The sequence below is a fragment of the Kitasatospora sp. NPDC001603 genome, from assembly GCF_040298365.1.
Taxonomy (GTDB): domain Bacteria; phylum Actinomycetota; class Actinomycetes; order Streptomycetales; family Streptomycetaceae; genus Kitasatospora.
In genome coordinates this window covers 1-19,114 of sequence record NZ_JBEPAA010000068.1, presented here as the reverse complement: position 1 = coordinate 19,114, position 19,114 = coordinate 1, and the positions used below count along the sequence as shown (strand labels likewise).

Here is a 19,114-nt window from a genome sequence, read left to right as displayed (position 1 = left end):
GGGCCGGGACGGGGGCGGCGGCGGCCCGGGGCGGCTGCGCGGGTGGCGGCGGGAGGGACGGCGGGTGCAGTCAAGTTGTCTGTACAGCTCGGGGTTCTCTGCCCGTCATCGAAACGCCATCGAACCGGTCCACTTCCGTTGATCTCGGACGCCTATACATAACGGGTCTGGGCCGAAACGGAGGCCCAGCACCCGTGACCAAGGAGCCGTCCCCCGATGATTCCGATGCCCGAACTGTCGCGCCGCACCCTGCTCGGCGGCGCGGCGGCGGCCGCCGTGCTGTCCGCCCTCCCGCTCAGCGTGCGTGAGGCGCTCGCCGCGCCGGCCCGCCCCGGCAAGCTGGCGGACATCCAGCACGTCGTGGTGTTCATGCAGGAGAACCGCGCGTTCGACCACTACTTCGGTACGCTCCCCGGCGTGCGCGGCTTCGGCGACCGGACGGCGGTGCGCGGGGTCAACGGGCGCTCGGTGTTCCACCAGCCCGACCCGGGGCGCAAGGAGGGCCACCTGCTGCCGTTCCCGATGAACGCGGCCCACACCAACGCCTACCAGCAGGGCGCCCCGGCGTTCGGCTTCGTCGACTCGATGAACGCCTGGAACGACGGCCGCGCCGACGGTTCGGTCACCCGCCGCTCCGGCGGCTGGCTCGGTCAGGGCTACTACGAGCCCGCCGACATGCCCTTCTACAACGCGCTCGCCTCGGTCTTCACGACCTGTGACGCCTACTACGCGTCGGTGCAGTGCAACACCAACACCAACCGCGAGCACCTGATGACCGGGACCAGCGGCGGCACCGTGCGGGACACCCCGGTGACCGACAACACCGAGATCCCCGGCGGCTACGAGTGGACCACCTACGCCGAGCGGCTGCAGAAGGCCGGGATCAGCTGGAAGACCTACCAGGCGCTGGACAACTTCGACGACAACGCGCTCGCCTGGTTCACCCCCTTCGTCAAGGCCAAGCCGGGTGAGCCGCTCTACGAGCGCGGCCTGCGCGCGGTCGGTGACCCGGCGAAGAAGGACGACCCCTTCGCGATGGGCGACGCCCTCGTCGAGGCGTTCACCGCCGACGTCCAGGCCGACCGGCTGCCGCAGGTCTCCTGGCTGGTCGCGCCCGCCGCGCTCTCCGAGCACGCCAACTACGCCCCGCCGAACGGCGAGCACCTGACGGCCCGGCTGCTCGCCGCGCTCGCCGCGAAGCCGGAGGTGTGGGAGAAGACCGTCTTCATCCTCAACTACGACGAGCACGGCGGCTTCTTCGACCACCAGCTGCCGCCCGTCCCGCCGCTGGCCGCCGGGCGCGGCAAGTCGACCGTCCCGGTCGACGGCGAGGTCGTGGTCCGGGTCTCCAAGGGCGGCTCGACCTACCACCGGGTGGTCGGCCAGGACGGCACGTACCGGGTGAAGGCCGCCGACGGCTCGCTCACCTGGTCCGACACCCTGCCCGCGGGCGAGACCCTGGTCTCCGGCCCGTACCCGATGGGCCTGGGCGTGCGCGTCCCGATGATCGTCGTCTCGCCGTGGACGCGCGGCGGCGTGGTCGACTCCACGGTCTACGACCACACCTCGGTGCTGCGCCTGCTGGAGCAGCGCTTCGGCATCGAGGAGCCCAACATCAGCCCGTGGCGCAGAGCCGTGACCGGCGACCTCACCAACGTCTTCGACTTCTCCGGGCGCAACCCGGTCTGGCCGCAGCTGCCCGACACCAGCGGCAACCGGCAGAAGGTCGTCGACACCGGCAAGCTGCCCGCGCCCACGGTGCCCGATCCGCAGGCCTTCCCGCAGCAGCAGCGCGGCACCCGCACCGCCCGGATCAGCCCCTACGACCTGCTGGTCAAGCCGAAGCTCAAGGGCGACGAGCTGACCGTCGACTTCATCAACCAGGGCCGCCAGGCCGCCGTCTTCGCCGTCTACCCGGCGCCCGGCACCGCGCCGCGCCACTACACCGTGGGCGCCAAGACCCGCCTCTCCGACGTCTGGACGGTCGGCCCCGAGGGCTACGACCTGCGGGTGCACGGCCCGAACGGCGCGCTCTGGCACCTGCGCGGGGACGCCGCCTCGGCGTACGAGATCTCGCTCTCCGAGGAGCAGAACGGCAAGGTGCTGGAGGTCGACGTGATCAACCGCACCCGCACCGCCCAGACCTTCCTGGTCGGCGACCTCGCCTACGGCGACGGGCTGCGCGAGGTGCGGGTCGCGGCGGGCGACGACCGGACCGTCAACGTCAAGGTCGGCCCGGAGGGCTGGTACGACGTCGCGGTGGGCGTCCGCGGCGAGCTCGGCTTCCGCCGCCGGATCGCCGGGCGCTTCCCGTGGGACGGCGGCCACCTGGTGACCGACCCGGCGATGGGCCTCGCCGACCCGCTGGCCCTGGACGTCACGCTCAAGGCCGCCTCCACCACGATCGACGAGGCGATCCTGCTGCCCGGCCGTCCGGCCCGGGTCGCCGCCCGGTTCACCGCGACCGCCGCGCTGACCGCGATCGAGGTCCAGCCGGTCGTGCCGGCCGGCTGGGCGGTCACCGCCGTCACCCCGCCGCCCGCCTCGCTCGCCGCCGGTGCCACCGCGACCGCCGAGTGGGACGTCACCCCGCCCGCCGTGCTGCCGGACGGCGCCACCCACCGGATCCTGGTCACCGCCCGCGCGGCGGCGGGCAGCCGTTTCGCGATCGCCGACGGCGAGATCGCGGCGCGCACCGCCCCCGTGATGGCCGGTCACCTGCTCGGCGAGGACTTCGAGTCGCTGGCCGGCTCCCTCCAGCCGCTGGCCGGCGTGCTCGGCTGGACGCCGCAGGCGCCGCAGGGCTGGTCGGTGGTGAACGCGCCGGCCATGCCGCAGGGCACCACCCGCCTCCAGGGCTGGACGTTCCACACCAAGCGCGCCTGGTCCACCCCGGCCGGGCAGGACCGCGGCAACTTCAGCCGCGGCCTGGGCATCCTCGCGGTCGCCGACCCGGACGACTGGGACGACACCGGTTCGCCGTCCCGCAAGGGGGTCTTCGACTCCACCCTGGTCTCGCCCGCCGTCCAGCTGCCGGCCGGCGCGAACACCCTCCACCTCGCCTTCGACTCGCACTACCGGCAGGAGGCCCCGCAGAAGGCGACCGTCACCGCCGTCTTCGACAACGGCACCGAGATCCGGCTGGTCCACTACAGCAGCGACCCGACCGGTAACGACAACGCCGGCAAGGACGTCCAGAACGCCTTCGTCACCAAGCAGTTCGCCGTTCCGGCGGGAGCCCGCTCGGTGACCCTGAAGTTCCGGATGTACGACGCGGGCAACAACTGGTTCTGGGCCGTCGACCACGTCCGCCTCGACACCAAGCCGATCACGGGCTGACCCGGTAGATCCTGCTCGCGGCCCGCGTACCCCGAGGGGGTGCGCGGGCCGTTCGGTCGGGCCGGGGGCTTGTCGTCGGGCATCGGGTCGGTGCGGCGGGTCTGCTCGCCGGGGGGTGCGGCGGGGTCGGTGCGGCGGGTCTGCTCGCCGGGTCGGGGCGGCGGATTTCGGCCGGGCGCGCGCGTCCGGCCGGGTGTTGTCGGACCTCTCTGCTGTCGTAGGAGGGCGAACGCCGCCGCCCGGTCACCACGACACCACGGAGGACACCATGACGACCACGTCGGACGATTCGACCCCCTCGCTGCCCGGGCGCCCGCCCGTGGTCGACCTGGCGACCTGGCAGGCCGCCCGGGACGAGCTGCTGGTCCGGGAGAAGGCCCACACCCGCGAGGCCGACGCCATCGCCGCGGCCCGGCGACGGCTGCCGATGGTGGAGCTCGACGGGACGGTCGAGGTCGTCGGCCCCGACGGCCCCGTCCCGTTCCTGGACCTGTTCCAGGGCCGCGACGAGCTCGTGGCCTACCAGCACATGTGGACCCGCCCGGGAGCGACCCCGGAGGAAACCCTCGGCCGGCACGGCCACCACTGAGGGCGGTGGGACTTCCGGCCCGGAGGCGCCGCGAACCGCCCAGCCTTCCTCCCGGACCGCGGGCCGTCCACGAACCTCGCTCACGACCTCGCTCACGACCTCGCTCACCCACCTCGCTCACCGACCTCGCCCACCGACCTCGCCCACCGACTCAGGGAGATCCGCGCCATGAACTCTCGTCTGCTCCGGCTGACCGGCGCCGCCACCGCCGTCTACGGCCTCGCCGTGACCCGCCGGCCCGCCCTGCTGGCCGCCCCCTCCGGACTGACCGCCGCCGACGGCTCGCTGCCGCGCTCCACCGCGGCCTGTCTGCGCCCGCTCGCCTTCCGGGACGCCGCCTGCGGCCTGGCGATGGCCTTCGCACCCGACGACTCCGCGCTGCGCGCGGCCACCCTGGTGCGCATCGCCTCCGACCTGGGCGATGCCGCCCTGCTGGCCACCGCGCTGCCGGAGCGCCGGCACCGGGTGATGGCGGTGGCCGTCTCCGTCGGCTGGGGTGCGCTCTCGGTGGCCGGGCTGCTCGGGGGGAGTCGGAAGCAGCCGTCGGGCCGCCATACCTCTTGATGGTCAAGTCTCTCAATCATCGAGAGATATGATGCGGAGGTCCGTCACCAGCCCCCGCCCGAAGGGCGCTCCGCGATGCGCACCGGTCCAGCCGCTCCCCGTCCCGCCTCCCGGCGTCGAACCAGACTGCTGGTTCCGCTCGTCCTCCTGATCGTCTGGCTCGGCCTGGGCGGCGCCTTCGGCTCCTACGCCGGGAAGCTCTCCGAGGTGGCCACCAACGACCGGGCCGCCTTCCTGCCCCGCAGCGCCGAGTCCACCGAGGTGGCCCGGCTCGGGGAGGACTTCCGAACGGCGGCCACGCTCCCGGTGATCGTGGTCTGGGAGAGTCGCACCGGAGCGGTCGGCGAGGCCCAGCGCGCCGCCGCCGGCCGGGCGCTGCAGGAGGCCTCGGCCGTCCCCGGTGCCACCGGCCGGGTGTCGCCCGCCGTGCCGTCCGAGGACGGCACGGCGCTCCAGGGCGTCGTCCAGCTCCGCTCCGACCTCGGGCGGCAGACCGGGGACAGCGTCCGCGCCGTCCGCGAACTCGCCGACCAGGTCCCGGACACCACCGTCGGCCTGGCCGGTCCGGCAGCGGTCGCTGCCGACCTCGGCGGTGCCTTCGCCGGCATCGACGGACTGCTGCTCGGCGTGGCCCTCGGCGTGGTGCTGCTGATCCTGCTCGCCGTCTACCGCAGCCTGCTGCTGCCGCTGCTGGTGATCCTCGGCGCGGTGTTCGCCCTCGGGATCTCCTGCGCGCTGGTCTACCTGCTCGCCGACCACGGCCTGGTCCGGGTGGACGGCCAGGTGCAGGGTCTGCTGTCGATCCTGGTGATCGGCGCGGCCACCGACTACGGACTGCTGCTCTCCGCCCGCTTCCGCGAGGAACTGCACCTCCACGGTGACCGGTTCGCGGCGATGCGCACCGCCTGGCGGCAGTCCGTCGAGCCGATCGCGGCCTCCGGGACGACGGTCGCCCTCGGCCTGCTCGTCCTGCTGCTCTCCGACCTCACCAACAACCGGGCGCTCGGCCCGGTCGGCGCGATCGGCATCGGCTGCGCGGTGCTCTCCGCGCTGACCTTCCTGCCGGCCGCGCTCGTCCTGCTCGGCCGCGCCGCCTACTGGCCGGCCCGGCCGGCCGCCGACGGGCGCGCCCCGGTGAACGCCGTCTGGCAGCGGGTGGCCGCCCTGGTCGGGAGCCGGCCGCGGGTCACCTGGGCCGCCGGCCTGGCCGTGCTCGCCGCGCTGGCCGCCTTCGCGCCGACCCTGGACTCGGGCGGCGTCCCGCAGAGCGAACTCTTCATCAAGGCCCAGCCCTCGGCGGCCGGGCAGGCGCTGCTCTCGAAGCACTTCCCCGGCGGCGCCGGCAATCCGGCCGTGGTGATCGCCGCCGCCGGGCGGGCCGAGGCGGTCGCCGCCGCGGCAGCCGTCCCCGGGGTGGCCGGCGTCCGCCCGTACACCGGCGGTGCGCCCGGCGGTGCCCCGGCGGAGGTGGACGGGCGGGTCCGGCTGGACGTCACGCTCGCCGACCCGGCCGACAGCGACGCGGCCGTCGCCACCGTCCGGAGCCTGCGGCAGGCCGTGCACGCGGTGCCGGGCGGGGACGCGCTGGTGGGCGGCTACACCGCGCAGCAGTACGACACCCGGATCACGGCGGAGCGCGACCGGGCGCTGATCATGCCGGTCGTGCTGCTCTGCATCCTCGCCGTGCTCGTGGTCCTGCTGCGCTCGCTGCTCGCTCCGCTGCTGCTCGCCGGTACCGTCGCGCTCTCCTACCTGGCCACGCTCGGCGTCAGCGCGGTGGTCTTCGACCACGTCTTCGGCTTCTCCGCCATCGACCCCTCCGTGCCGCTGTACGGGTACGTGTTCCTGGTCGCGCTGGGGGTGGACTACAACATCTTCCTGATGACCAGGGTCCGTGAGGAGACGATGCGGGTCGGCACCCGGGAGGGGGTGCTGCGCGGGCTGACGGCCACCGGCGGAGTGATCACCTCGGCCGGGGTGGTGCTGGCCGCGACCTTCGCCGCGCTGGGTGTGATCCCGCTGGCCTTCATGGCCCAGATCGCGTTCATCGTCGCCTTCGGCGTGCTGCTGGACACCCTACTGGTGCGCTCGCTGCTGGTGCCCGCGCTGGTCCGGGACCTGGGCGAGCGGGTCTGGTGGCCGGCCCGGCCGGGTCGCACGGCGGTCGGTACGGCGGCGCCCGAGCCGGTCGGCGAGCCCGTCTGACGGTGGCCGGCCGGTTAGGCTGAACGGGTAACAGCGGGTGGAACACCGTAGGCGACCGGAGCGGATGACCTTGTCGGAGCAGGACCCGAGCACGCCCCCGCCCGCCCCGGCACCGTCCGACAGCCCGGCGCCTGCGGACCCGTCCGCGACCGTACCCTCCGACACCCCGGCGCTCGGGCGGCTCCTCCAGGCCCTCGCCTCCGAGATGAACCTGCTCGGGCACGGCTTCGCCGCCGCCAGCGGTCTGCACGCCACCGACGTCCAGGCGCTGCTCGCCGTGATGCGGGCCGAGCCCGGCCGGGGCGGAACCACCCCCGGCCGGCTCGGCGAGGAGCTGGCCCTCAGCTCGGGGGCGGTCACCGCCGTCCTGGACCGGCTGGAGCGGGCCGGACACATCCGCCGGACCAGGGACGCCGCCGACCGCCGGCAGGTCCTGGTGCACTACCTGCCCGGTGCCGGGCGGATGGCCGCCGAGTGGTTCGCGCCGGTGGCCCGGCGCACCGAGGCGGTGCGCGGCGAGTTCACCCCGGCGGAGCTGGCGGCGGTGGCCCGTTTCCTCGGCCGGATGACCACCGAGCTGGAGGACCTGCGCCATTCGCGCCGACCCGCGTGACCCGCGCTACCGCTGACGTGGGCTGACGACGGGACGCCCGTCAGCCCGTCAGCCCGTCAGCCCGTTCCGCCGGGAGATCAGGGCCGCCAGGCCGTCCAGGATGCGCTCCAGGCCGAACTCCAGCGCCCGGTCACGCCCGTCCCGCACGGCCATCGCCGCCGCGAGTGCCGGGAAGCGGTCGGCGTGCTCCCGGACCAGCCCGCCGACGACGGCCAGCAGTCGGGACTCCGGCTCCCCGCCCGGTCCGGCCGCGCGCGCCTGTGCGGTGATGCTGCGGACGTGGCCGGCCAGCAGGACGGCGGTGTCCATCCGCTCCGGCCCGGTCAGTCCGGTGCCGTCGAGAGCGGCCACCACCCGCTCCAGCCAGCCGAGTTCCTTCGGGCCGAGCACCCGGGGGCCGACGGTGGCGTCGATCAGCCAGGGGTGCGCGCCGAAGGTGGTGGCCAACTGGCCTGCCCAGGACTGGAGTTCGGCGCGCCAGGCGGGCGAGGCGCCCATCGGGTCCCGGTTCGCCGCCGGGGCCCCCGGTCCGGTCCCGGCCGGTTCGTCGATCGCCGTCTCGACCATCAGGGCCACCAGTTCGGCCTTGCCCGGCACATAGCGGTAGAGCGCCATCTTGGTGTAGTCGAGCAGGCCGGCCACCCGCTGCATGGAGACGGCGCCCAGTCCCTCCGCGTCCGCGATCCCGATCCCGGTCCGGGCGATCCGGTCCAGGCTGAGCGCCGGTTTGGGCCCGCGGGTCGGCTTCGGGGGCGGCCCCCAGAGCAGCCGGGCCGTCGCCTCGGCCCCCTCGCCGGATGTGCTGCTCAAGCTCCCGCTCCCGTCCCGTTCCGGGTCGGCCCTTGCCGAACCGACCTAACTGTGTCTACCGTACACAGCAGCAATCAGTGTCCAGTGGACACAGTTTCTCGGTTCTCCCGGACGGAGTGGTTCACATGGGTACCAAAGTCCTCATCTCGGGCGCGAGCATCGCCGGCCCGGCACTGGCGTACTGGCTGGGGCAGTACGGCTTCGAGCCCACCGTCGTCGAGCTGGCTCCCGCCCTGCGCGGCGGCGGCCAGGCCGTCGACTTCCGCGGCGCCGCGCACCTGACGGTGCTGCAACGGATGGGTCTGCTCGACGAGTTGCGCCGGATCGACACCGGTGGCAGCCCGATGGACTTCGTCGACCGGCACGGTCGGCGCCGGCTCCACCTGCCGGCGGACTTCGCCGGCGGCGAGGTCGAGGTGCCGCGCGGCGAACTGGCCCGGTTGCTCCACCGGCACAGCCTGCCGTCCACCGAGTACGTCTTCGGCGACACGGTGACCGCGCTGGAGGAGACGCCCGACGGCGTCCGGGTGGAGTTCCGCCACGGGTCGCCGCGCGAGTTCGGCCTGGTGGTCGGCGCGGACGGTCTGCACTCCACCGTCCGCCGGCTGGCCTTCGGCCCCGAGCAGCGCTTCGTCCGCCACCTCGGCTACTACGCCGCCACCTGGCAACTGCCCAACTACCTCGGTCTGCCGCCCGGTTCGGTCGGCCTCAACGTGCCCGGGCGGCTCGCCGCGGTCGGCGCGGACCACCGGGACCGGACCCGGGCCGGCGCCTTCTTCCTGTTCGCCTCACCCGAGCTGCCCTACGACCGGCACGACCAGGAGCAGCAGAAGGCGCTGCTTGCGGACGCCTTCGCGGGTCTCGGCTGGGAGGTGCCACGACTGCTGGAGAGTCTGCGCGAGGCCCCGGAGCTGTACTTCGACTCGATCAGCCGGGCGGACGTCCCCGCCTGGTCCGCCGGCCGGATCGCCCTGGTCGGGGACGCCGCCTGCGGCGCGACCATCGGCGGCATGGGCACCGGTACCGCGATGGTCGCCGCGTACGTCCTGGCCGGCGAACTCGCCCGCGCCCGGGGCGACCACCGCACCGCCTTCACCCGGTACGAGGACGCCGTGCGCGGCTACGCCGAGGGCTGCCAGCGGGGCGGCGACCGGACCGGGCCCTTCCTGGCGCCGGGCACGGCGGCCGGACTCCGGCTGCGCGACGGACTGTTGGGCCGGCGCTGGGTCCTGAACCGGATGCTGGAGCTGGGCCGGAAGGTCAGCGGCACGATCGCCCTGCCCGACTACCAGACCGAGTTCGCCACCCGCTGATCCTCGGCGGCCCCACCGTGCGGGGCGGCCGGGGCGCCGGACGGGTCGCCGGGCGCCGGTCCCCTCGACCGTGCGGCGTGTCCCATCCGGTAGCCGATCCCGCGGACGGTGATGATCCACCGGCTGGAGCCGAGCTTCGCGCGCAGGGTGCTCACATGGGTGTCGATGGTGCGGCTGGCCTGCCCCCAGTCACTGCCCCACACCTTCGCCATCAACTCCTTGCGCGACACCACGGTCTCGGAGTTGGCGGCGAGGATGTAGAGCAGCTCGAACTCCTTCGACGTCACCTCGATCAGCCGGTCGCGCAGGCGCACTTCGCGGGTCCGCGGATCGATGTGCAGCGGGAGCAGCGAGATGGCCTCGGGCGCCGCCGGCCCGGAGCGGCGGGAGGACCGGCGGAGCACCGCGTCGATGCGGGCCCCCATCTCCCGGAAGCCCCAGGTCTGGGCGACGCAGTCGTCGGCTCCCGCCTTCAGGGCGAGCACCCGCTCCAACTCGTCGTCGCGACGGGTGAAGGCGATCAGCGGGACGTCGCTCTCGGTCCGCAGGCTCCGGCACACCTCGATGCCGTCGACGTCCGGCAGTTCCAGCGAGAGCAGCACCAGATCGGCCTCGCGGTACGTGCGGAGGGCCTGTGCGCCGGTGCCCACGCTGCGGGCGACGAAGCCCTGCCGGCGCAGGTCGCGCACCATCGATTCGGCGGAGCTGATCTCCCGTTCCACCACGAGTACGGTCCTCATCTTCCCTGCTCCTCCTCCGGACGCCACGCCCCTCCGTGCCCACCCTCGTCCGCTCCCCGGGTCGCGGCCCGGGGCGTCGTTCGCACAACAAAAGTACCGCTTGGCACGACGACCAGGCGGAACCCGGCCGACCGGCCGGATATCCGCTCCGACCTGCGGAGACACGCTGTGGAAATGCTCCCGGCACAGATCCGGCGAGGCTGCCCGCCCGGCCGGCGGCCGGCGACCGCAGGCGTGCCCGAAGCCGTTCGGCCGCTGGTCAGCGGGCTGTGGACGGGCGGGCGGCGGCTCCGGCCCGGGCGGGCACGGACGGCAGCCCCGGCGCTCGTGTCAACAGCTCATGAAATCTGCCGCGACACCCGGAACTTGGGCCGCACGGCGCGGCACGGCGGGGGAGCGGGAGGCAGGCGGGTACGGCGGGTACGCGGAGAGGCGGAGAAGCGAGCCAAGAGGCCGGGGGAACGCCGGAAGCCACCGAAGGCCCGGGGGTCAGGTTGCCTTCGGTGGCCGTTCCGGGGAGGGCGGGATCACTGGACCCCGCCCGGTCGCGCTCCTGGAGCTCGAAAAGCTCGAGGAGGCCTGCGAGCCTAGGAGCTCTGGGGCGTGGGCCGCTTGGCGGGGAAGCCGTGGCTGCGGGCCACCAGGACCACCACGAGCACCGGCAGCAGGAGCAGCAGCACCGTCCAGGGGAAGGAGTCACTGCCGCTCACGTCGAGCAGGACACCGCCGATGATGCCGCCGGCGGCCATCGCGACGTTCCACAGCGTCACGAGCATGGTCTGGGCCGCGTCGGCCTGGTCACCGCCCGCGTCGGCCACCGCCGTCTGCAGCAGGGTCGGAATGCCGCCCCAGCCCAGACCCCACAGGGCGGCCGCGATGTACACCAGGGCCGTGGTGTCGGCGAGCACCGCGAGCAGCAGCGCGGCCACCGCGACGAGCAGGGTGCTGGCGACGGTGAGCGCGCGCAGCTTGGCGTGGATCTGCGAGCCCACGATCCAGATGCTCGCGAGCGAGGCGCCGCCGAAGACCAGCAGCACCAGGTCGGTGCTGCCGCCCAGGCCGTGGTCGTCGAGGAAGGTGGCGATGTAGGCGTACAGCACGGTGTGCGCGAGGACGAAGACCAGTGTCACGAAGAGCACGGGGGTCACCCCGGGCACCTTCAGTGCGCGCAGCATCTTCGGCCGCCCGCCGGCCTGCTGGCCGGGGTAGTCGGGCACGGTGGCGGAGATCCACACCAGCAGCAGGACGGTGAGACCGGTCATCACGAAGAACGGCACGCGCCAGTCGGTCTGGGTGCCGAGGAAGGTCCCGGCCGGGACGCCGAGCGAGAGCGCGACCGGGATGCCGGCCATCGCGATGGCGATCGCCTTGCCCTGGAGTGCCACGGGGGCCATCCGCCTTGCGTAGCCGGCGAGCAGCGCCCAGGCCAGACCGGCGGCGACACCCGCGACGAACCGCGCGACCATCGTCAGCCCGTAGATCGACGACACCGCCGTGACGGTGTTGGCCACGGCGAAGCCCGCCATGGCCGTCAGGAGCAGCCGCTTGCGCCGCCAGCCGGCGGTGGCCGAGGCGAGCGGGATCGCGGTCAGGGCGGTGCCGATCGCGTAGATCGTGACGGTCTGGCCGGTCGCGGACTCGCTCACCGCGAGGTCCGAGCTCATCGAGGGGAGCAGGCCGGCGGGGAGGGTCTCGGTGAGGCTGGTGATGAAGACGGCGGTGGCGAGGGCGATCAGGGCGAGCAGCGGAAGCTTCTGCGGTTCCTCGGCCCCCGCCGCCGCGGGGGGCGAGGAACGGGTCTCCGCGCCGGGAGCGTCGGTGATGTCGGGTGAGGTGCTCATGGGGCGTGCTCCGGATGATCCAGGGGACGGGGCGGACGGGTGGTGCGAAGAGGAGGTTGCGGGGCGGGCCAGGAGTGGCCCAGCCCGCCGTCGACGGGGAGCCGGGCGCCGGTGGTGAAGGTCGCGTCGGTGGCCAGGAAGAGCGCGGCGCGGGCGACCTCCTCGGCGGAGCCGAGCCGGCCGAGCGGTGGCAGCGCCGGACCGCCCGCGGGCGCCGCCTCGATGCAGCCCGGGGCCACCGCGTTGACCCGGATGCCGCGCGCGACCAGTTCGGCGGCGAGCGCCCGCACGGCGTCGGAGGGCGGTGCCGGGGCGGTGAGCACCACCGCGCCGCCGTCCCGGAGGTACGGCAGCAGCGGGCGGACCCCCGCCACGGCATCGGCGAACAGGAGGTCGGTGTCGTCGAGGCCGGTACCGCCGTCCTCGGCGCGCTCGACGACGGTGGCGGTGGAGCCCAGCTCGGCCCTGGCCCGGGCGCGTTCCTCGGCGGTGCGGGCGGCCAGCAGGACCAGCGCCCCGCCCTCCACCAGGCGTTTGGCGATGGCCAGGCCGATGTCGGTGTCCTGGCCGAGGACGACGGCCCGGCGGCCCGCGTACCTGGTCATGTCGGTCACTCCTTCCCGCCGCTCGGCGACTCGGTGGTTCCGACCCTGCCCGAGGGCCCTTCCGGGCCGCTGCGGATCCGCTGTGGACCCGCTGAGGGTGCGCTGACGGTTGGCTGACGGCCCGTCGAAGATCCCCCCGGGCCGGTCCGGCGCCACCGGCGCGCGGTACGGTGACCGACATGCGGTTTGGGGTACTGGGACCACTCGTGGTGTGGGGCGACGACGGCGAGGAGATCACCGTCCCCGAGGTCAAGGTCCGGGGGCTCCTCGCCGACCTGCTGGCGCACGGCGGCGGTCCGGTCTCCGCCGACCGCCTCATCCAGGACCTGTGGGGCGACGAACCGCCCGGAAAACCCGAGGGCGCGCTCCAGGGCAAGGTCTCCCAGCTGCGCCGGGTGCTCGGCCGGGAGCGGGTGCTGCGCCAGGGCGCGGGCTACCGCCTCCGGCTGGACCGCGGCGCCGGCGAGCTGGACGCCGACCGCTTCGGCGCCCTGGTGGCCGACGCAGGCGGCGTCCGCGACCCGCGCGCCCGGGCGGAACTCCTGACCGAGGCCCTCGACCTGTGGCGGGGGCCGGCGTACGCGGACTTCGCCGACGAGGAGTTCGTCCGGTCGGCGGCGTGCCGCCTCGCCGAGCAGCGGCTCACCGTCCTGGAGGACCAGGCCGAGGCGCGGCTCCTCGCCGGTGACCACGCGCTGCTCGCCGGCGAGCTCGCCGCCCTCGTCTCCGGGCACCCGCTGCGCGAGCGGCTGCGCGCCGTCCAGATGCGCGCCCTCTACCTCGCGGGCCGTCAGAGCGAGGCGCTCGCCAGCTACGAGGACCTCCGCACCCGCCTCGCCGAGGAGCTGGGCGTCGACCCGGCCCCCGCGCTGACCACCCTCCACCGGGCCGTCCTACGCCAGGACCCCGGCCTGGAACCCGGCCCGGGCGGCGTCCTCCACGACGGGCCGGTTGCCACGCGGACCGGTACGGCCCCGGTCGCCCCCGCTCCCGCCCCGCCCGTGGCCCCCGCCCCCGCCCCCGCCCCGCCCGCCGGTGAACACGCCAACCTGCCGGTCCCGCTGACCCGCCTGATCGGACGGGACGCGGCCGTCGCCCAGGTGTCCCGGCTCCTGGACGACACCCGCCTGGTGACCCTGGCCGGCGCCGGCGGCGTCGGCAAGACCCGGCTGGCCGTCGCGGCCGCCGCCGCCGTGGCCGCGCGGGAGCCGGCCGGGAACCGCCCCGACGGGATCTGGCTGGTGGAGTTCGCGGGGGTCCGCGGCGGCACCGCCGCCGACCTGGCCCAGGCCGTCGCCACCACGCTCGGCGTCCGGGACGACGCCCCCGCGTCGCCGGGCACGGGCGGCGGGGCGGGGCCCGCCTCGCCCGTCCACCGGCTCGCCACGGCGCTGCGGGACCGCCGCACCCTGCTGGTCCTGGACAACTGCGAGCACGTCGTCGACGCGGCGGCGGAACTCGCCGAGCTGCTCCTGCGCACCGCACCGGACCTGCGGGTGCTGGCCACCAGCCAGGAGCCGCTGGGCCTGACGGGCGAGGCGGTGTTCCTGGTCGAGCCGCTGCCGACCGACGACGCCGTGCGGCTGTTCAGCGAGCGCGCCGCCGCCCACGACCCCGGCTTCCCCCGCGACCCGGATGGCGGCGACCTCGCCGACCGCGAGGCCGTCGCCGAGATCTGCCGCCGGCTGGACGGCATCCCGCTCGCCCTGGAACTCGCCGCCACCCGCGTACGCACCCTGGGGGTCCGGGAGCTGGCGACCCGGCTGGGCGACCGGTTCCGGCTCCTGAGCTCCCGCCGCCGCGGCGCCCCGGCCCGCCAGCAGACCCTGCGCGCGGTGATCGACTGGAGCTGGGAGCTGCTCAGCGCACCCGAACGGATCGTGCTGCGCCGCCTGGCGGTGCACAGCGACGGCTGCGACCTGGACGCCGCGGAGGCCACCTGCGCGGGCGACGGCGTGACCCGCTACGAGGTCCTCGACCTGGTGACACGGCTGGTCGACCGCTCCCTGGTGGTCGTCGTCGACCAGCCCACCGGGCGGCGCTACCGCCTCCTGGAGTCCGTCGCCGCGTACGCCACCGAACGCCTGGACGAGATGGCGGACCTCGCCGCCGTGCGAGGGCGTCACCTGCGCCACTACCTCGCGCTCGCCGAGCGCGCCGAGCCCCGGCTGCGCGGCGCGGACCAGCGGCCCTGGCTCGCCCGGTTGGACGCCGAGGCGGGCAATCTGCGCGCGGCCCTCGACGAGGCGCTGCGCCGGACCCCGGAAGGGGACGGCGACGAGGCGGTCCGGCTGGCCACCGCCCTGGCCTGGTGGTGGCTGCTGCGCGGCCGGCTCACCGAGGGCCGCCGCAGCCTGGCCGCCGCGCTCGCCGCCGCTCCCCGGCCCAGCTCCGAACTCGCGCTCCTGCACGGCGCGTTCGCACTCCTCACCGGCGACCGCGCGGAGGCGCACGCGCTCGCCTGCACGGTCGCGTCGGCCGGTGCGGTGCCCGACCCGGTGCGCCGCGCCCGGGCCCTGTGGCTCTGCGCGTACGGCCTGTTCAGCGCGGGCGAGGCCGCCGAGGGCGAGGAGCTGAACGCGCGCGCCCTCGCGGTCTTCGCCGAGGAGGGCGATCAGTGGGGCACGGCCGCCGCACTCGGTCTGCGGGCCACCCTCGCCCTGGTCCGCGGCGACCTCGCCGGTCTCGGCCGCGACGGTCTGCGCAGTGCCGCGCTCTTCCGCGAACTGGGCGACGGCTGGGGCGAGTTGCAGACGGTCTCACCGCTCGCCGCGCTCGCCGAGATCAAGGGGGAGTACCCGGAGGCGGCCCGCCGCCAGCGTGAAGGACTGCACATCGCGCGGGAGTTGGGGCTGGAGGCCGAGGTGTCGGCCCGGCTGTCCGGGCTGGGCCGGCTCGCCCTGCTGGCCCACGACTGGGAACGGGGCCGGGAGCTGCACGAACAGGCCCGCCGGATCGCCGCCGAACAGGGCTACAAGTACGGGGAGATCCACTCCGAGATGGGCCTCGCGCTCGGCGCCCGCCGTTCGGGGGACCTGGCCGCCGCCGAGGCCCATCTGGCGCACATCCGCGACGGCTACGCGGAGGTGTCCTCGGAGGCGGGCGACCACCTGCTCCTCGCGGAGCTCGGCTTCGTCGCCGAACTCCGGGGCGACGCCGACCTGGCGGCCGACCGGCACCTGAGCGGTTGGGCGGTCGCCCGCTCCCTCGACGAGCCGCGCGCGCTGGCCCTCTCCCTGGAGGGCCTGGCCGGCGCGGCCGCGGTCGCCGGCCGGGGAGCGGCCGGGCGGCGCGGCGCCGAGGGCGCGGCCCTGCTGCTCGGCGCCGCGGACGCGGCACGCCGGGGTGTGGGGGCCCCGTTGCCGCCCGCCGAGCGCGGCGACACGGACCGGATCGCGGCGGCCGCCGAGGAGGTCCTGGGGGCGGCCGCCTTCGCGGCGGCGTTCGCCCAGGGCGGCCGGCTCACCGCGGAGGAGGCGGTGCGCCGCGGCTGCGAGGCCCTCGGCCGACAGCCGGCGGGCGACCGGGCCGCGGCGCACCCCTGAGCAGGCACCCCTGAGCAAGCACCCCTGAGCAGGCCCGCCGCGGCGCACCGCTGAACGCACCGGGCCGAGGTCAGACCCGCGCGTACCGGTTCGCCGGCCGCTCCAACCCCAGGTGACCGCGCAGCGTCGTCGCCGTGTAGGCCGTGCGGAAGGCACCCCGGCGCTGCAACTCCGGTACCAGGGCCCGGGTGATCGCGTCGAGGTCGTGCGGCAGCGCCGCCGGGCGGAGCCGGAACCCGTCCAGTCCGGCCGAGCGCCAGTCGAGCAGCAGATCGGCCAGAGCGGCCGCGGTGCCGGTGAAGACCACGGCGTCCGAGGCGAGTTCGGCGCCCGCCAGCTCGTCCAGCCGGGCCTTGCGGTCGGCGGCGGCCGCCGGACTGTCGTCCAGCAGCACGATCAGGTCCGCGAACCGCCGCAGCGGCCTGGCCCGCAGGTCACGGCCGGTGGCGGCGACGGCCTCGTCGACCTGCGCGAGGATCCGTTCGACGCCGGGGCGGTCGTGCGGGGTGACGAAGACGACGTCCGAGGCGCGGGCCGCGAACTCGTACGGCGTCGAGGCGTGGGCCAGGCTCGCGACCAGCGGCTGGCCCTGCGGCGGGCGCGGGGTGATCGCCGGCCCCCGGACGCTGAAGTGCTCGCCCTCGAAGTCGATGTGGTGCAGCTTGTCGCGGTCGATGAAGCGGCCGGTCGGCACGGACCGGATCTCCGCGTCGTCCTCCCAGCTGTCCCACAGCCGTCGGGCCACCTCGACCACGTCGGCCGCCTCCGCGAAGAGCGGGCGGAGCCGCTTGGCGATCAGCTCGGGGTCGCGGATGTCGTCGTCGGTGAGCTGCGGGGTGGTGCGGCGGCCGAAGTGGGCGGCGTCCGAGGCGCGGGAGGCGATCTGCGGCCGCCAGCCCGCCCGGCCGCGGGCGGCGTGGTCCAGGGTCGCGATGGCGGTCGCGAGGTGGAACGGTTCGGTGTGGGTGACGTTCGTGGTCGGTACCAGGCCGATGCGGTCGGTCAGCGGCGCGAGCAGGGCGGCCAGCAGAACGGCGTCGACGCTGCCCCGGACCCGGTCGGTGCGGTCGTCGGGGCGGTGGAAGGGCTCGGACTGCAGACCGAGGCCGTCCTCCAGGGTGACGAAGTCGAGCAGCCCCCGCTCGGCCTCGGCCACGAGGCCCGCCCAGTAGCCGGGGGTGAACAGTTCCGACGGCCGGGCGTCCGGCGCCCGCCAGGCGGCCGGGTGCCAGCCCGCGCCGTCGAGCGCGACGGCCAGGTGCAGCGGGGAGTCGGACGGGGTGGCGGTCACGAGGTCTCCTTCGGGGAGCCGAGGCCGAGATGGTCGCGGAGCGTCGTTCCGGTGTACTCCTCGCGGAACACGCCCTTCTCCTGGAGGAGCGGAACCACCCGGTCCACGAAGTCGCCCAGGCCGTCGGGCGTCAGGTGCGGTACGAGGACGAAGCCGTCGGCCGCCTCGCTCTGCACGAAGCGGTCGATCGTGTCGGCGACGGTCTGCGGGCTGCCGACGAAGTTCTGGCCGCCGTGGACCTCGATCATCAGTTGACGGATGCTCAGCCCGCGCTCCTCGGCGATCTTGCGCCACCGCCGCGCCGTCTCCTCACGGCCCTTGCGGAACACCGAGTGCCCCTTCAGCAGGAGGGCGTCCGGCGCCGGCTCGATGTCGGGCAGCGGTCCGTCCGGGTCGTACGCCGAGAGGTCGCGGCCCCAGACGCCCTCCAGGTGGGCGATCGCGGTCTGCGGGCTCACCTGCGCGCGGGTGATCTCGTCCGCGTACGCGGTGGCCTCCTCGTCGGTGTCGGCCACCACGGCGGTCGCGGTGGGCAGGATCTTCAGGTCGTCCGGGCGCCGGCCGTACGCGGCGAGCCGCGACTTCACGTCCCGGTAGAACGCCCGGGCCTCGTCGGGCCGGTTGTACTTGCTGAAGATGACTTCGGCGTCGGAGGCGGCGAACTCCCGGCCCACGTCCGACTCCCCGGCCTGGATGATCACCGGATGGCCCTGCGGGCCGCGCGGGGTGGTGAACCGGCCCGCGATGTCGAAGTGCGTGCCGCGGTGGGCGAAGGTGCCGGCGCCGGGGCGCACGAACCGGCCGTCCGCCGCGTCGGCGGGTACGTCGCCGTCCGCCCAGCTGTCCCACAACTCGCGGGTGGTCTGCAGGAATTCGGCCGCCCTGGTGTAGCGGTCGGCCTCGGCGAGGAAGCCGCCGCGGCGGAAGTTCTCGCCGGTGAAGGCGTCGTAGCTGGTGACCACGTTCCAGGCCGCCCGGCCGCCGCTGAGCAGGTCCAGGGTCGCCAGCTTGCGGGCCACCTCGTAGGGCTCGTTGAAGGTGGTGTTGACGGTCGCGGCGAGCCCGAGCCGGTCGGTGACGGCGGCGAGCGCGGCGAGCACCGTCAGGTTGTCCGGGCGGCCCACCACGTCCAAGTCGTAGACCTGGCCCTTGTGTTCGCGCAGTCGCAGCCCTTCGGCCAGGAAGAAGAAGTCGAACTTGCCGCGTTCCGCGGTCCGTGCGAGCCGGATGAAGGAGTCGATCGCGATCTGGCTCTCGGAACGGGGGTCCGACCAGACGGTCACGTTGTGGATGGCCGGCAGTTGCACGGCGAGGTGCACCTGCTTCCTTCCGGCGTGTTCTGCGGCGGCAGGCACGGGGCTTGCTCCTTCGGGGAAGGGCCGGCCCCAGGGAGGCCGGCCGCGTGGCCACGCGTGTGCGGTCCGGTCCACGGGGCGGCTGTGATCACCAGGGTTCACCGAACGGATGTGGCGGACAAGGGGATTCGGGTCAGGGCTCTGTGGGGGAGTGTCAAGGAATGTCAACAACGGGAACGGCGTGCAAAGCGCTTGTGAGTGGTCTGTCGCTTAGAGGTCCTAACAAAGGCGTTGGACGTGGCGGTGAGTGATCAGGCAGGCGGCGAGGCCGAGGAAGGCCTCGTGCATGTCGTCGCGCCGTTCC

Annotated in this window: 12 protein-coding genes and 1 pseudogene; 7 read left to right on the top strand and 6 right to left on the bottom strand. The window is 74.7% G+C overall.

Annotated features, from left to right (window positions below; all coding sequences use genetic code 11):
* Positions 1-216: 216 nt before the first annotated feature.
* From ABT263_RS30505 to ABT263_RS30485, 5 genes and pseudogenes are all read left to right on the top strand, one after another.
* The gene (locus ABT263_RS30505; protein WP_352295248.1) at positions 217-3,339 is read left to right on the top strand and encodes a phosphocholine-specific phospholipase C; all 3,123 of its coding nucleotides are present in this window, start codon (positions 217-219) and stop codon (positions 3,337-3,339) included.
* A 268-nt stretch (positions 3,340-3,607) separates the two neighbouring features.
* A pseudogene (locus ABT263_RS30500) lies at positions 3,608-3,874 on the top strand (DUF899 family protein); the annotation flags it as partial.
* Between the two features lie 222 nt (positions 3,875-4,096).
* Positions 4,097-4,492, top strand: a complete 396-nt coding sequence (locus tag ABT263_RS30495; protein ID WP_352295246.1) for a hypothetical protein — start codon at positions 4,097-4,099, stop codon at positions 4,490-4,492.
* Between the two features lie 75 nt (positions 4,493-4,567).
* Positions 4,568-6,697, top strand: a complete 2,130-nt coding sequence (locus ABT263_RS30490; RefSeq protein WP_352295244.1) for an MMPL family transporter — start codon at positions 4,568-4,570, stop codon at positions 6,695-6,697.
* Between the two features lie 64 nt (positions 6,698-6,761).
* On the top strand, positions 6,762-7,310 hold the full coding sequence (locus ABT263_RS30485; RefSeq protein ID WP_352295242.1) for a MarR family winged helix-turn-helix transcriptional regulator: 549 nt from the start codon (positions 6,762-6,764) through the stop codon (positions 7,308-7,310).
* A gap of 48 nt (positions 7,311-7,358) precedes the next feature.
* Here the strand turns inward: ABT263_RS30485 and ABT263_RS30480 are convergent, their stop codons facing one another.
* Positions 7,359-8,120 (bottom strand): TetR/AcrR family transcriptional regulator, encoded by a 762-nt coding sequence (locus ABT263_RS30480; RefSeq protein WP_352295240.1) that lies wholly within the window; start codon positions 8,118-8,120, stop codon positions 7,359-7,361.
* A 125-nt stretch (positions 8,121-8,245) separates the two neighbouring features.
* Here ABT263_RS30480 and ABT263_RS30475 point away from each other — a divergent pair, with 125 nt between their 5' ends.
* The gene (locus ABT263_RS30475; protein WP_352295238.1) at positions 8,246-9,433 is read left to right on the top strand and encodes an FAD-dependent monooxygenase; all 1,188 of its coding nucleotides are present in this window, start codon (positions 8,246-8,248) and stop codon (positions 9,431-9,433) included.
* Here the strand turns inward: ABT263_RS30475 and ABT263_RS30470 are convergent.
* The 3 genes from ABT263_RS30470 to ABT263_RS30460 all read right to left on the bottom strand — a co-directional run bounded on the left by ABT263_RS30470 (position 9,406) and on the right by ABT263_RS30460 (position 12,619).
* Positions 9,406-10,173 (bottom strand): response regulator transcription factor, encoded by a 768-nt coding sequence (locus ABT263_RS30470; protein ID WP_352295236.1) that lies wholly within the window; start codon positions 10,171-10,173, stop codon positions 9,406-9,408. The genes ABT263_RS30475 and ABT263_RS30470 overlap by 28 nt on opposite strands.
* 587 nt (positions 10,174-10,760) lie before the next feature.
* Positions 10,761-12,014, bottom strand: coding sequence for an MFS transporter (locus tag ABT263_RS30465; RefSeq protein ID WP_352295234.1), 1,254 nt, complete (start codon positions 12,012-12,014; stop codon positions 10,761-10,763).
* On the bottom strand, positions 12,011-12,619 hold the full coding sequence (locus ABT263_RS30460; protein WP_352295232.1) for an SDR family oxidoreductase: 609 nt from the start codon (positions 12,617-12,619) through the stop codon (positions 12,011-12,013). The genes ABT263_RS30465 and ABT263_RS30460 overlap by 4 nt, the downstream gene beginning before the upstream one ends.
* 179 nt (positions 12,620-12,798) lie before the next feature.
* Here ABT263_RS30460 and ABT263_RS30455 point away from each other — a divergent pair, with 179 nt between their 5' ends.
* A complete protein-coding gene (locus ABT263_RS30455) occupies positions 12,799-16,164 on the top strand; it encodes an AfsR/SARP family transcriptional regulator (protein ID WP_352295230.1) in 3,366 nt (1,121 codons plus the stop codon).
* Between the two features lie 70 nt (positions 16,165-16,234).
* Here the strand turns inward: ABT263_RS30455 and ABT263_RS30450 are convergent, their stop codons facing one another.
* Both ABT263_RS30450 and ABT263_RS30445 read right to left on the bottom strand, forming a co-directional pair.
* Positions 16,235-17,455, bottom strand: a complete 1,221-nt coding sequence (locus tag ABT263_RS30450; protein WP_352295228.1) for an LLM class flavin-dependent oxidoreductase — start codon at positions 17,453-17,455, stop codon at positions 16,235-16,237.
* The gene (locus ABT263_RS30445; protein WP_352295226.1) at positions 17,452-18,810 is read right to left on the bottom strand and encodes an NtaA/DmoA family FMN-dependent monooxygenase; all 1,359 of its coding nucleotides are present in this window, start codon (positions 18,808-18,810) and stop codon (positions 17,452-17,454) included. Before ABT263_RS30445 ends, ABT263_RS30450 begins: the two co-directional genes overlap by 4 nt.
* Between the last annotated feature and the right edge of the window lie 304 nt (positions 18,811-19,114).

What these genes read in the sequence shown, in the direction of transcription:
- ABT263_RS30495 (WP_352295246.1), top strand. Translation starts at nt 4,097, where the DNA reads ATGAACTCTCGTCTGCTCCGGCTGACCGGCGCCGCCACCGCCGTCTAC.
- ABT263_RS30455 (WP_352295230.1), top strand. Translation starts at nt 12,799, where the DNA reads ATGCGGTTTGGGGTACTGGGACCACTCGTGGTGTGGGGCGACGACGGC.
- ABT263_RS30460 (WP_352295232.1), bottom strand. Translation starts at nt 12,619, where the DNA reads ATGACCAGGTACGCGGGCCGCCGGGCCGTCGTCCTCGGCCAGGACACC.
- ABT263_RS30505 (WP_352295248.1), top strand. Translation starts at nt 217, where the DNA reads ATGATTCCGATGCCCGAACTGTCGCGCCGCACCCTGCTCGGCGGCGCG.
- ABT263_RS30485 (WP_352295242.1), top strand. Translation starts at nt 6,762, where the DNA reads ATGACCTTGTCGGAGCAGGACCCGAGCACGCCCCCGCCCGCCCCGGCA.
- ABT263_RS30465 (WP_352295234.1), bottom strand. Translation starts at nt 12,014, where the DNA reads ATGAGCACCTCACCCGACATCACCGACGCTCCCGGCGCGGAGACCCGT.
- ABT263_RS30475 (WP_352295238.1), top strand. Translation starts at nt 8,246, where the DNA reads ATGGGTACCAAAGTCCTCATCTCGGGCGCGAGCATCGCCGGCCCGGCA.
- ABT263_RS30470 (WP_352295236.1), bottom strand. Translation starts at nt 10,173, where the DNA reads ATGAGGACCGTACTCGTGGTGGAACGGGAGATCAGCTCCGCCGAATCG.
- ABT263_RS30490 (WP_352295244.1), top strand. Translation starts at nt 4,568, where the DNA reads ATGCGCACCGGTCCAGCCGCTCCCCGTCCCGCCTCCCGGCGTCGAACC.